This is a genomic window from Phreatobacter sp., assembly GCF_022843985.1.
In the GTDB taxonomy this organism is placed as follows: Bacteria; Pseudomonadota; Alphaproteobacteria; order Rhizobiales; family Phreatobacteraceae; genus Phreatobacter.
In genome coordinates this window covers 73566-85829 of the sequence record NZ_JALHMP010000005.1, presented here as the reverse complement: position 1 = coordinate 85829, position 12264 = coordinate 73566, and the positions used below count along the sequence as shown (strand labels likewise).

10 protein-coding genes, 1 pseudogene and 1 riboswitch are annotated in these 12264 nt (G+C 72.2%); of the genes and pseudogenes, 4 read left to right on the top strand and 7 right to left on the bottom strand.

The features are described from left to right. Window positions 1-3 precede the first annotated feature (3 nt). From Q0C57_RS04920 to Q0C57_RS04895, 6 genes and pseudogenes are all read right to left on the bottom strand, one after another. On the bottom strand, window positions 4-642 hold the full coding sequence (locus Q0C57_RS04920; RefSeq protein WP_296573189.1) for a precorrin-8X methylmutase: 639 nt from the start codon (window positions 640-642) through the stop codon (window positions 4-6). Between the two features lie 144 nt (window positions 643-786). Next, window positions 787-1899: pseudogene (gene cobG, locus Q0C57_RS04915) on the bottom strand (precorrin-3B synthase); the annotation flags it as partial. Further along, the gene (gene cobN, locus Q0C57_RS04910; protein WP_296572882.1) at window positions 1896-5186 is read right to left on the bottom strand and encodes a cobaltochelatase subunit CobN; all 3291 of its coding nucleotides are present in this window, start codon (window positions 5184-5186) and stop codon (window positions 1896-1898) included. The gene cobN and the pseudogene cobG, both read right to left, overlap by 4 nt. Before the next feature lie 14 nt (window positions 5187-5200). Further along, a complete protein-coding gene (cobW, locus tag Q0C57_RS04905) occupies window positions 5201-6232 on the bottom strand; it encodes a cobalamin biosynthesis protein CobW (protein WP_296572879.1) in 1032 nt (343 codons plus the stop codon). Window positions 6233-6240: 8 nt separating this feature from the next. Continuing rightward, complete coding sequence (locus Q0C57_RS04900; protein WP_296572876.1) at window positions 6241-6648, bottom strand: DUF1636 domain-containing protein; 408 nt, start codon at window positions 6646-6648, stop codon at window positions 6241-6243. A 13-nt stretch (window positions 6649-6661) separates the two neighbouring features. Beyond that, on the bottom strand, window positions 6662-7291 hold the full coding sequence (locus tag Q0C57_RS04895) for a HupE/UreJ family protein (RefSeq protein ID WP_296572873.1): 630 nt from the start codon (window positions 7289-7291) through the stop codon (window positions 6662-6664). A gap of 112 nt (window positions 7292-7403) precedes the next feature. After that, window positions 7404-7590, bottom strand: a riboswitch (cobalamin riboswitch). A gap of 68 nt (window positions 7591-7658) precedes the next feature. On the opposite strand from Q0C57_RS04895, the gene cobU reads away from it, so the two are divergent. From cobU to Q0C57_RS04880, 3 genes are read left to right on the top strand one after another with little or no spacing between them, the layout of a single operon-like run. Continuing rightward, window positions 7659-8186 (top strand): bifunctional adenosylcobinamide kinase/adenosylcobinamide-phosphate guanylyltransferase, encoded by a 528-nt coding sequence (gene cobU / locus Q0C57_RS04890; protein WP_296572870.1) that lies wholly within the window; start codon window positions 7659-7661, stop codon window positions 8184-8186. An 8-nt stretch (window positions 8187-8194) separates the two neighbouring features. Continuing rightward, window positions 8195-8806: a cob(I)yrinic acid a,c-diamide adenosyltransferase gene (cobO, locus tag Q0C57_RS04885; protein WP_296573188.1), complete on the top strand. Its 612-nt coding sequence runs from the start codon at window positions 8195-8197 to the stop codon at window positions 8804-8806. Between the two features lie 11 nt (window positions 8807-8817). After that, window positions 8818-10269, top strand: coding sequence for a cobyric acid synthase (locus Q0C57_RS04880; protein ID WP_296572869.1), 1452 nt, complete (start codon window positions 8818-8820; stop codon window positions 10267-10269). On the opposite strand, the gene cbiB is transcribed toward Q0C57_RS04880, so the two are convergent. After that, complete coding sequence (cbiB, locus tag Q0C57_RS04875) at window positions 10259-11239, bottom strand: adenosylcobinamide-phosphate synthase CbiB (RefSeq protein ID WP_296572866.1); 981 nt, start codon at window positions 11237-11239, stop codon at window positions 10259-10261. The two genes, Q0C57_RS04880 and cbiB, sit on opposite strands and share 11 nt — an antisense overlap. Between cbiB and cobD the strand changes: the two genes are divergently transcribed. Beyond that, window positions 11238-12233, top strand: coding sequence for a threonine-phosphate decarboxylase CobD (cobD, locus tag Q0C57_RS04870; protein WP_296572863.1), 996 nt, complete (start codon window positions 11238-11240; stop codon window positions 12231-12233). The two genes, cbiB and cobD, sit on opposite strands and share 2 nt — an antisense overlap. The last annotated feature ends 31 nt before the right edge of the window (window positions 12234-12264 follow it).

The window sequence follows — 12264 nt, the reverse complement described above, 5'->3', positions numbered from 1 at the left end:
GTCTCACTCCTGCGCACTGGCGAGGGCATTGACGGCTGCCGCAGCCATCGCCGATCCGCCGCGCCGACCGCGCACGATGAGGAAGGGCACGCGTCCGTCGGCGGCCAGCGCCTCCTTCGATTCGGCCGCCCCGACGAAGCCGACCGGAACTCCGATCACCGCCGCCGGAAGCGGTGCCCCCCCATCCAGCATATCGAGAAGGTGGAAGAGCGAGGTCGGCGCATTGCCGATGACCACGAGGCTGCCGGCCATCTCCTCGCGCCAGAATGCCATCGCCGCCGCCGAGCGCGTGGTCGCAAGCGTCCGGGCGAGCCCCGGCACCCGCGGATCGTCGAGGGTGCAGATGACCCTGTTGCCCGCCGGCAGCCGCGCCGGCGTCACGCCGTTCGCCACCATTTTCGCGTCACACAGGATCGGCGCGCCCCGCGCCAGCGCCGCCTCGGCCGCTGCCGCGAAATCCTCCGACATCACCACGTCGCCAGCGAGATCGGTCATGCCGCAGGCATGGATCATGCGCACCACGACACGTTCTGCGACCCCCCGGAAGGGGGCGAGATCGGCCTCGGCCCGGATGATGGCGAAGGACCGCGCATAGATGGCGGCGCCGTCCTTGATGTGATCGGAACGGGTTGCGGGAGTCATCGGCGCGGCCTTCTGAAAAGTCTCGGCGGGATTGCCGGCCTGCGCCAGCAGTCTGGCGACCGTGGAGGCGTCGAGCCGCAGGCTTGGCGGATCGGATGCGCGCCCGCCGAGAACGATGTCGTAGAGCCCGTCGCGGCCGACCAGCGTGACATCGGCGCGCGCAGGCCGGGCACAGCCCTTGGCGCAGCCGGAGACGTGAAGAGACATGCGCGGGTCCCTGTCCGGGCCCAGGGCGGCAGCGAAACGGGCGGCGTCGTCCTGGGCCGGCATGACGCCGCGGGCGCAGGCCGGCGCGCCGGGACAGGCATCGACAGCCAGGCGGCTGTCCGACGCGTCGACGATGAAGCCGAGACCGGCGAGGTCCACCAGAACCCTTGCCGCGTCAGTCAGGCCCGTCAGCGCCACGCCACGACACGGCGTCAGCCTCAGGTCGAAGACGCCGTGCCGGCGCATCAGCGCGGCGAGATCCGCCAGGCTGTCGGCGGAAAGACGACCGAAGGGCGCGGCGGCGAGAGCGGCCACGGTACCGTCCTGTTCCGCAACGCAGCCGATACCCTTCTGCATGCGGCGGACCTGCGGCACCACGGTCGCCGGCAGGCCGAGGGATGCGACCAGGGCGGCGATCTCACCTGCACCGACATCCTTCAGCCGGCGCACCCCCGGATTGGCCCGATGACGGATGGCCAGCCGGCCGAGCAGCACCGCCACGGCTTCGGCAGCTTCGCCGATGGTGACACGATAGCCGCGCCCGCCCGCCACCAACGCGAGTTGATCGCTGCTGAGCGCAACCAGCCTCAGATCGGCCGAGCCGGCTCCCGGCGAAAGGCCCCCGCCGTCGATCAGGACCAGAGTCTTGGCAGGCAGCCCGGCGACGGACCGCACCCGCGCCTCCACGTCAAGCGCCAGGGCCGCGACGTCGAGGAGGTCGCCGCCATCCCGGCCGGCGAGCGGACCTGCCAGCACAGGCCGGTAGGGGCCCTCCCCTTCATCCGGCGACACCAGCCCCGCCGCCAGAAGCGCGGCGACGAGCGGAGGATGGGTTTCCGGGCGCACGCCGCGGATCTGGAGATTGGCGCGGGAGGTGATGTCGATGAGGCCGTTGCCGTGGTCGGTCGCGAGTTGCGCGAGTTGCTGCAGCGCTTCGGCCGACAGCCGGCCGCCCTGCGGATGGAGGCGCACCAGCCAGCCATCGCCCGTCTCCATCGGCATGAGAGCCCCGGGGCACCAGCCGCGGCGCAGGGGATCGGGGCCGCTCATTCCGCCGCCTCCTGGCGGGGCGCGGCGAGGGACCCCTCGACGGAATTGAGCCGGGTAACCCAGAGCCCCCGCCGCAGGGCCTCGGCGAAGCGCGCGCGGATCGCCGCCAGTGCCGGAGGGTTGGCCGCATCGAGCCGTGCCACCCGCGCGGGATCGCCGAGCCAGGCCAGGAACAGCGTGTCGAAAAGGCCCGCGGGCACCGCGTCAGTGGTCGCCGCATAGACGAACAGCGCGTCGAGTGCCTCGGCGAGTTCGGCGGCGCCGCGCCAGCCATGGGCGAGTTGGCCCTCGATCCAGCGCGGATGGGCGAGGCGGCCGTGGACGATGCGGGAGAGATCCTCGGCGAGGGCGCGGGCGCGCGGCGCCTCGGGGCGGCTCGTGTCGAGGCTGTAGGCGCGCGGCGCGCCGCCGAGGCTCTGTGCAGCGGCGACGAAGCCCCCGACGACGTCCGCGGCGCTCGACGCCTCCAGGAGGTCACGGCCGGCGACGTCGCTGACATGGATGAAGGCATCCGCCGCGGCCACCCGGCCGGCGAAACCGGCACTGGCGATCCCCATGCCTTCGGCGCCACCATAGGCATGGCCGGCTGTGGCGAGATAGGCTGCGGCGAGATCGGCGCGGCTCTGCCAGTCACCGTCGCGGGCCAGGCCTGCGACACCGGCGCCAAAGCGGCCGGGTGCTGCGCCGAAGATCCTTGACAGGTCCTCGCCGCGGCGGCGGGCGGCGGCGAGCGCATTGTCACCATCGTACTCTTCGAGCGCCGCCACGGCCCGCGCGGCGGTATCGAGGAGGGCGATCTGGTCGGGAAAGGTGTCGCGAAAGGCGCCGGAGATCCGCACGGTCACATCGATGCGCGGGTGGTCGAGCCGGGCGGCAGGCAGGATCTCGAAACCGGTGACGCGCGTCGAGGCCGGGTCCCAGGCCGGAACGACGCCCATCAGCGCCAGGACATGGGCGACGTCCTCGCCGCCCGAGCGCAGCGTCGGCGAGGCCCAAAGGTCCATGACCACCCGGCGCGGATAATCGCCCTCGTCCTGCAGATGGCGGGCGATGATGGCCCTGGCCGCCTGGGCACCGAGGGTTGCGGCGGCCCGGGTCGGGATGGCGCGGGGATCGAGGGTCGAGAGGTTGCGACCGGTCGGCAGCACGTCGGGCCGGCCGCGATGCGGCGAACCGGCAGGGCCCGGCGGCACGAAACGCCCGTCGAGGGCGGCGATCAGGCCCTTGCGCTCGCCGGCCGCCGAGGCCGGATCGCCGGAGCGGCCGAAGACATGCAGGCCTTCGCGGAACGGAAGATCGGCGAGGTCGCAGAGATGGGCATCAAGGCGCGACAGAGCCTCGTCCATCGCCATGCCCGCGTCGACACCGGCTGCGGCCGCCAGCCCGCTCGCCCGGGCCCGCGCGCGGATTTCGTCGGCGACCAGTGCGGCACGGCGCGGATCGAGCACCTGCGCCGCGCTGTAATCCTCGACGAGGTCGCGCAGCAGGGCGCCGTCACCGGCGAGGCCGCCTTCCGCCAAGGGCGGCGGCTGGTGGCCGAGCGTCACCGCGGCGAGGCGCCGCTTCGCCGGTGCCGCCTCGCCGGGATCATCGACCACATAGGGATAGACGAGGGGCATGGAGCCGGTGACGAGGCGCGGCCAGCAGGCCGCCGACAGCGCCACGGCCTTGCCCGGCAGCCACTCGCTCACCCCATGGGTCCCGAGATGGATGAGCGCATCGATCTCCTCGCGCGCGCGCAGGGCCGCGTAGAAGGCGAGATGCCCATGGCCCGGCGGCACATCGGGATCGTGATAGGCAGCCTTGCGGTCAGGCGCCGCGTCACGCGGCGGCTGCAGGGCGACGACCAGGTTGCCGCTGCGCAGGACCGGGAAGCGGAAGGCGCCGGCGCGGCAGGCCGGATCGGTCTCCGGCGACCCGTGGGCCGCAATCAGCGCAGCGCGCGCCGCAGCGGGCAGGCGCTCCAGCACGCCGTGGTAATCCGCCAGCGGCAGGACGAGATGGTCGGAGGACGCAAGCAGCGCAGGCATCAGCGCCGCCGCCTCTGGCAGGGTGGCAAGGCCGTAGCCGGCTTCCGCCATGATGGCGTGGATCGCTGCAACGCTGGCCGGAGTGTCGAGCCCGACGGCAAATCCCGCCCGGCCGCCGCGGGCCGGATAGTCGGTCATGACCATCGCCAGCCGCCGCTCGCCTCGCGGCCGCCCGGCAAGGCGCACCCAGGCGGCGGCGAGATCGGCGACTTGGGCGATGCCCTCGGCATCGGGCGCGAAGCCCCGCCGGGTGAAGCCGGCCTCCACCAACTCCTCCTTGAAGGCGACGGGGGCGCCGGCAAGGCGGCCGTCGAATTCGGGCAGGGCCAGTTGCATGGCGAGATCGGCGGCCGAGAGCCCGCGGGGCGACGCCTCCCAGGCCGCGCGCGTGCTGCCGACCGGAATGGCCTGGATGACCGGACAATCGGCGGTGTCGAGGACGAAGCCGGCGCCCTCGCGGGCCGCGAAGGCCGTGGTGGTCATGATGACAACCGGCCGGCGCCGGGCGATCAGACCTGCGAGGGGCGCGACAGCCGCCGGATCCTTCAGGCTGGTCAGCGCCAGCACGAGGGGCGCGAGCCCTCGTGCGGCGAGGGCCTCCGCCAGGGCCGTGGCGACCGCCGTGTCCCCGGACACCACCCCCGACCGGTAGGCGAGAACGAGGGCGAGCGGCCGATCCTGAGCGAGTGCGGCAAGGGCAGCCATGGGCTCGGTGATGCCGTCCGTTCCGAGCGCCAGGAGCGAGGGCAGCGCCACCGGCGCCTCCCCTTCGCCCTCGCCCGCCAGATGGCGGCCGATGGCGTCGATGAACCGCGCCATGTTCTCCGCCCCGCCGCCGGCATGGAAATAGCCGAGCAGCCGGTCGGCGAACGCCGCCGGCACGGTGTGATAGGCGGCGAGCCTGTCGTCCGGCCGGTCGTCCCCCGGCAGCACCGCGAGGGCGATGCCGCGAGCCCGGCAGGTGGCATGGACCTGCTCGATGCCGTAGCGCCAGTAGTCGAGCCCGCCGAGACAACGGATCACCACGCAGCGGCTCGCCGCAATGGTCCTGTCCACCAGGAGATCGACCGAGAGCGGATGCCGCAGCCGGCGGAGGCTGGCGAGCGACACCGTCAGACCGCCCCGTTCCGCTGCTGCCAGCGCTGCGAGGTCGCTGTCGGCAAAGGACAGCACCACGAGGTCGGCAGCCGGCAGGGCCAGGTCGACGGCCGCCCCGCCCTCGTCCAGCGTCACCGTCGTGGTCGGCAACAGATGCATGCTCCGGCGTTCCCTCAGGCCGCGAGTGCAGCGGCGACGGCGGCGCGGTCGAAGCCCTTGAGGCCGGTGACCACGAGCGTGCCGTCGCGCGCCTCGCCGGGGGCGAAGGGCCGGTCATAATGGTGGCTGAGCCGGCGGCCGACGCCCTGGATCACCAGGCGCATCGGCTTGTCAGCGACGGCCGCGAAGCCCTTGACGCGCAGCACACCCTCGGCCTCGGCGACCCGTGCGACCCGCGCCGCGAGGTCCTCGGCCGAGGCGACCTGCGGCAGGGCGAAGGCGGCGCTGTCGAAATCGTCGTGGTCGTGGTCGGCCTGGCTCTCGTGGTGCGAGGGCCGGGCGGCGAGATCGGTCTCGGCGGCGGCACCGAGCCCGATGACGAGGGCCGGCTCGACGCGGCCATGGGAGGCCTCGACGATCTTGATCGCTTTCGGCAGATGCGCGGCAATCTCGGACCGTACCCGCAGGCGGTCGGTCTCGGAGAGGGCGTCGCATTTGTTGAGCAGGATGAGATCGGCGCAGAGGATCTGGTCCTCGAAGACCTCCTCCAGCGGATTGTCGTGGTCGACAGCCGCATCTCCGGCGCGCTGCGCCGCCAGGGCTGCCGGGTCGTCGGCGAAGGTGCCGTCGGCGACGGCCGGACCGTCCACCACCGCGACGACGCCGTCCACTGTGACCCGTGCGCGGATCGCCGGCCAGTTGAAGGCGCCGACGAGCGGCTTGGGCAGGGCGAGGCCGGATGTCTCGATCAGGATATGATCCGGCGGGGCGGCCCGCCCGAGCAGCTTTTCGAGGGCCGGGACGAAATCATCGGCGACCGTGCAGCAGATGCAGCCATTGGGGAGCTCGACGATGTCCTCCTCGGTGCAGCCGGCAATGCCGCAGGCGGCGAGGAACGAGCCGTCGAAGCCGAGGTCGCCGAACTCGTTGACGAGCACGGCGAGCCGGCGGCCGCCGGCATTCTCGAGGAGATGGCGGACGAGGGTCGTCTTGCCGGCTCCAAGGAAGCCGGTGACGATGGTGCAGGGGATTTTGGCGGGCATCATGGCGGGCCTCAGCGCAACGGGGGAATGCGGGCGACGACGCCCTTGCGAATGAACTCTGGCCGCTCGCGCCAGGGCACGAGCCCGTCCGCGGTGGCGCGATACTGGTCGACGAAGGCGAGCAGCGGCGCGGCATGGGAAGCCGGGTCGACATCGCCATAGACATAGGTCCAACGGCCCGGCGCGGTGATCGAGACGGTGCAGGGACGCTTGCACACCGACAGGCACTCGACCGGCTCGACGATGACCGTGGCCGCGGCCTGCGGATCCGCCGCGACGGCCTCGCCGAGGGCGGCGAGGAGCTGGGCGCCGGGGCGGGGCGCCTCGGGATCGCCGCCGACGGCGCGGCAGCTGGTGCAGACCATCAGGCGCACGGGCTCGGGTCCGGCGTCAGCCGGATGGGCGGGAGACGGGGTCATGATGGCCTCGATGTCAGGCGAGGCTGCGGGCGGCGATGACGAGGAAGACGAGGCCGACCGCCCCCATGGCGCCCGCCGCCGCCCGGAAGGCCGGGGCATCGGCCGCGGCCGGGAACAGGCGCCGGGCCGCGACGGCGATCCCCGTGGTGATGGCCGCCTGGATGACGACGAGGCCGATCAGATGGGCGGCGAGCGGCATGGGCTCGGCGCCGATGACGGTCTCGGCCAGGGCATGGCCGTGGGCGAAGCCGCCGACGGCGAAGGCGGACCCGGTGACGGCCAGCGGCAGGGACGGATTGAACACGCCGATCAGGGCGATGACGAGGAGGCTGCCGGCGACCAGAAATTCGGCGCCCGGCAGGTCGACGCTACCCAGATGGGCGACCACGCCGAGGCCCATGGCGGCGATCCACAGCGCCGGGAGAATGAACCAGCCGCGGCCAGCCCGGGAGGCGAGAAGGCCAACGACGACGAGAGCGGCGAGGTGGTCGAGGCCGAGAACCGGATGGCCGAAGCCGGACAGCAGGCCCTCGAGGAAGGTCGTCGGGGTCGCACCTCCCGTCGGGTGGTGGGCAAAGGCGGGATTGATGGTGAGGACAGCCGCAAGGGCGGCGAACATGGCCAGGCGAACGATGGTCGGCATCGTGGCAACTCCGTCAGCGGCCGGACGAATCCGGCAAAGCTCCCACAGACGGAGCCGGACGCCATGGACGTCCGGACACAGCCGCCAGCGGAACACCCCGTCCGATGGGCCTATGAGAAGCACGGGTGACGGCAGGTCTCCTGGCTCGCGGCTCAAACCCTCGCTCCACCTTCCCGGGCTTTGGGCCCAGTGGCATCCGGCGCGAGGAATCGCCGCTTACAGTTGCGGGGGCAGCCGCGGTATCGCACCGCGTTCCCTTTTCACCCCCCGGGGGAGGCACCGTCACGCGATTAGGAGTATCGAGGCTGCGGGAGATTTGCAATGGAGCCGTTTGCATGGGACCCCGCGTCGGGCGATATCCCCGTCCATGAGCCTGTCCCCGACACCCCTTCCGCCCCTGACCCTGGTTCTCGGCGGCGCCCGTTCCGGCAAGAGCCGCCATGCCGAAAGCCTGATCGAGGCGACACCCGGGCCCTGGACCTATATCGCCACGGCCGAGGCCTTCGACGCCGAGATGCAGGCGCGCATCGCCACCCACCGTGACCGCCGCAGCAGCGCGTGGCATACGGTGGATGCACCGCTGGACCTCGCACCGGCGATTCGCGCCGCACCGCCCGGCCGCGCCGTGCTGGTCGATTGCCTGACCCTTTGGCTTACCAACGTGCTCCTCGCCGACCGCGATGCCACCGCCGCATCGGTGGCGCTGGTCGCCGCCTGCCGCGAGGCGCCGGGGCCGCTGGTTCTCGTCGGCAACGAGGTCGGGCTCGGCATCGTCCCGGACAATGCGCTCGCCCGCCGGTTCCGTGATGCGGCCGGCCGGCTGCATCAGGACCTTGCCGCCGTCGCCGACCGCGTGGTCTTCATGGTGGCCGGCCTGCCGCTGCAGGTGAAATGAGGATGACCATGCCCGCCGATGCCGACGAGGCCGCCCGCCACAAGGCGAAGATGGAGAAGCGCAAGGCCGTGCAAGATGCCGAAGTGGCCTCCAAGACCCTCGAAAAAGGGTTGCTCATCGTCCATACCGGCCCGGGCAAGGGCAAGTCGACCGCGGCCTTCGGCCTTGTCCTGCGCGCCCTCGGCCACGGCTGGCGCGTCGGCGTGGTGCAGTTCATCAAGGGCGCCTGGGACACCGGCGAGCGCCGCGCGCTGGAGGTCTTCGGTGATCGCGTCGCCTGGCACACGATGGGCGAGGGCTTCACCTGGGAGACGCAGGACAAGGCGCGCGACATCGCCGCGGCGGCCCGGGCCTTCGACAAGGCCCGCGAACTGATGGCCGATCCGACCATCGGCCTGGTCGTGCTCGACGAGCTCAATATCGCGCTGCGCTACGACTACCTGCAGCTCGATTCCGTCGTCGCCGCATTGTCCGGCCGGCGCGACGGCCTGCACGTCGTCGTCACCGGCCGCAATGCGAAGCCGGAGATCATCGCCGCCGCCGACCTCGTCACCGAGATGGGACAGGTGAAGCACCATTTCGCCGCCGGCGTGAAAGCGCAGAAAGGCATCGAGTTTTGACACCCGCCCTGATGATCCAGGGCACCGGGTCGGATGTCGGCAAGTCGCTGATGGTGGCCGGCCTCGCCCGCCTCTTCGCCCGGCGCGGCCTGAAGGTGCGCCCGTTCAAGCCGCAGAACATGTCGAACAATGCCGCCGTCACCGCCGATGGCGGCGAGATCGGCCGGGCCCAGGCGCTGCAGGCGCGCGCCGCCTTCGTCGCTCCGTCTGTCCACATGAACCCGGTCCTGCTCAAGCCCCAGAGCGAGACCGGGGCCCAGGTCGTCGTTCAGGGCCGGCGCATCGGCAATGCCGGCGCACGCGCCTTCCAGGACTGGAAGCCGCGGCTGATGGAAGCCGTCCTCGACTCCTTCGCGCGCCTCTCGGGCGAGGCCGATCTCATCCTCGTCGAGGGCGCCGGCTCGGCCTCGGAGGTCAACCTGCGCGCCGGCGACATCGCCAATATGGGCTTTGCCCGCGCCACGGGGACGCCGGTCGTTCTCCTCGGGGACATCGAGCGCGGCGGCGTCATCGCCAGCCTCGTCGGCACCCGGGCGGTCATCGACCCGGCGGACGCCGCCATGATCCGCGGCTTCATCGTCAACCGCTTCCGGGGTGACCCCACCCTCTTCGCCGAGGGCATGACCTTCATCGCCGCACGCACCGGCTGGGCGCCCATCGGCCTCGTTCCGCATTTCCCGGAGGCGGCACGCCTGCCCGCCGAGGACATCATGGGCCTCAAGGCCGGCCTCGGCTCCGGCGAGGGCGGATGCCCGGTCATCGCCGTTCCGGTCATGCCACGGATCGCCAATTTCGACGATCTCGACCCGCTGAAGGCCGAGCCCGGTATCGCCGTGCGGCTGGTCGAAGCCGGCACGCCCCTGCCCGCCGGGGCGGCGCTGATCCTCCTGCCCGGCTCCAAGGCGACCATCGACGATCTCGCCTTCCTGAGGGCCCAGGGCTGGGACATCGACATCGCCGCCCATGTCCGCCGCGGCGGACGCGTCCTCGGCATCTGTGGCGGCTACCAGATTCTCGGACGCACCATCGCCGACCCTGAAGGAATCGAGGGCGAGCCGCGCGCCGTCCCCGGTCTCGGTCTCCTCGACGTCGAGACCGTGCTGACGGCCGACAAGCGCCTGACGCCGGTCACCGGCACGGCGGCAGGCGTCTCCTTCGCCGGCTATGAGATGCATGTCGGCGTGACACGAGGTGCTGCGACGGAACGCCCCTTTGCCATCCTCTCGGACGGCCGCGGCGACGGTGCCGTCTCGCCCGACGGGCGGATCGCCGGCACCTATGTCCATGGGCTGTTCGGGCAGGATGCCATGCGGCGCGCCTTCCTCGACGGGCTCGGTGCTGCCCCCTCCGACCTCGCCTGGGAGGCCATGGTGGAGACGGTCCTCGACGGACTCGCCGCCCATCTGGAGCGCCATCTCGACATCGACCGGCTCTGGCAGATCGCCGCGAGCGTCAGAGGCTGAGGGCGAGGGCGACCAGCGCCGCGACCAGGGCCCAGCCGAGGGCGAGCGCCCGGCGATAGAGCCTCAGCGCCGCCCGGATGTCGCCGGGATGGGCCTCGATCCGCCCGTCGCCCATGTAGGCGTCCGTCACCAGTGTGGTGCCATAGACGCGCGGGCCGGCGAGCCTGAGGCCGAGCGCCCCAGCCATGGCCGCTTCGGGCCAACCGGCATTGGGCGAGCGGTGGCGCTTCGCGTCCCGCCTGACTGACCGCCAGGCCCGGCGCGCCGGCTCTGGCCCGTCGAGCGCGGCCGCCGCGATGATCAGCCCGGCGGTGAGCCGCGAGGCCGGCAGGTTGACGAGGTCGTCGAGACGCGCCGCCGCCCAGCCGAAGGCCTCGTGGCGCGGATTGCGGTGGCCGATCATCGAATCGGCCGTATTGATCGCCTTGTAGAGGACGATGCCGGGCAGGCCGAGGAGGCCGAGCCAGAAGGCCGGGGCCGTCACCCCGTCCGAGAAGTTTTCCGCCAGGCTCTCGATGGCGGCGCGCGACACGCCAGCCGCGTCGAGCCGGTCCGGATCCCGGCCCACGATCATCGACACGGCCCGCCGGCCGGCCTCAAGCCCGCCCGTTTCCAGCGCCTCCGCCACCGCCGCCACATGGTCGTGCAGGCTGCGCTGGGCGAGGAGGGTCGAGGCGAGGATTGCCATGAGGATGCCGCCAAGGATCGCCAAGGGGGCGAGAATGGTCTCGATCAGCAAAGCGACGCCGCCGGTCACGGCCAGGAGTACGAACAGGGCCACCATCCCGGCGCGGCGGCGCGCATCAGGCGGCTGGTCCTCCCTGTTCATCCCGCGGTCGAGAGCGCCTATAAGACGGCCGATCCACGTGACAGGATGCCCGATGCGGCGGAACAGACCCTGCGGATAGCCGGCGACGGCCTCGATGACGAGGGCGAGGGCAAGGACGGCGAGAGGCGAGACGGGCGACATGAGCGAGCCAGAACCCCTGTGGCACGGCGGTGATCTCGGCGAGACGCGCCGGCTGTTCCCGGAGGCGCCCGAACCGCGGATCGACCTGTCGACCGGGATCAATCCGGTTCCCTACCCGCTTCCCGCGCTGCCTGCCAGCCTCTGGCAGCGCCTGCCGGCCGCCGCCGACGAGGAGGCTCTGCTGATGGCGGCGCGGCGGGCCTACCGCGTCCCCGACCGAGCCGGCCTTGTCGCCGCACCGGGCACGCAGATCCTCATCGATCTTCTGCCGCGCCTCGTTGCCCCGGGGACCTGCGCAGTGGTCGGGCCGACCTACGGCGAACATGCCGCTGCCTGGCACCGGGCGGGCCACGCCGTGCGAGAGATCACCACGCCCGGTGACACCGGCGATGCTACCGTCGTCGTCGTGGTCAATCCCAACAATCCCGATGGGCGTGTCGTCGCGCCGGAGGCCCTCGCCACCCTCGCCGCCGGCCTCGCCCACCGCGACGGGCTGCTGGTGGTCGACGAGGCCTTCGCCGACTTCACACCGGCGATCAGCCTCGTTCCTGACCTGCCGCCCGCCACCCTGGTGCTGCGCTCCTTCGGCAAGACCTATGGCCTCGCCGGCCTGCGCCTGGGCTTCGCCATCGGCGATCCCGTCCTCGCCGCCCGGCTGAAGGAGGCCCTGGGACGCTGGCCTGTGGCCGGACCTGCCCTCGCCGTCGGCGCCCTCGCCCTCGACGACGGGGCCTGGCTGGCGGCGGCTCGGCAGGACCGATCCCGCGATGCCGCGCGGCTCGACAGGCTCCTTGCCGACATTGGCACGGTGGTCGGCGGCACGCTCCTCTACCGGCTCGTGGACACGCCGGAGGCTCCCGCCTGGTTCGCCCGGCTCGGCGCGGCAGGCCTGCATGTGCGCCGCTTCGCCGGCCGGCCGCATCTCCTGCGATTCGGACTTCCGGGCGACGAGGACGGCTGGCGGCGCCTCGCGGCGGTCGTCAAAAGCCGCTGACGGCGGGCACAAGGGTCAGGTCCGTCTCGAC

Coding starts and splice junctions, on each gene's coding strand:
- Q0C57_RS04920 (WP_296573189.1), bottom strand. CDS start 642: ATGACTCCCGCAACCCGTTCCGATCACATCAAGGACGGCGCCGCCATC.
- cobN (WP_296572882.1), bottom strand. CDS start 5,186: ATGCATCTGTTGCCGACCACGACGGTGACGCTGGACGAGGGCGGGGCG.
- cobW (WP_296572879.1), bottom strand. CDS start 6,232: ATGATGCCCGCCAAAATCCCCTGCACCATCGTCACCGGCTTCCTTGGA.
- Q0C57_RS04900 (WP_296572876.1), bottom strand. CDS start 6,648: ATGACCCCGTCTCCCGCCCATCCGGCTGACGCCGGACCCGAGCCCGTG.
- Q0C57_RS04895 (WP_296572873.1), bottom strand. CDS start 7,291: ATGCCGACCATCGTTCGCCTGGCCATGTTCGCCGCCCTTGCGGCTGTC.
- cobU (WP_296572870.1), top strand. CDS start 7,659: ATGAGCCTGTCCCCGACACCCCTTCCGCCCCTGACCCTGGTTCTCGGC.
- cobO (WP_296573188.1), top strand. CDS start 8,195: ATGCCCGCCGATGCCGACGAGGCCGCCCGCCACAAGGCGAAGATGGAG.
- Q0C57_RS04880 (WP_296572869.1), top strand. CDS start 8,818: ATGATCCAGGGCACCGGGTCGGATGTCGGCAAGTCGCTGATGGTGGCC.
- cobD (WP_296572863.1), top strand. CDS start 11,238: ATGAGCGAGCCAGAACCCCTGTGGCACGGCGGTGATCTCGGCGAGACG.
- cbiB (WP_296572866.1), bottom strand. CDS start 11,239: ATGTCGCCCGTCTCGCCTCTCGCCGTCCTTGCCCTCGCCCTCGTCATC.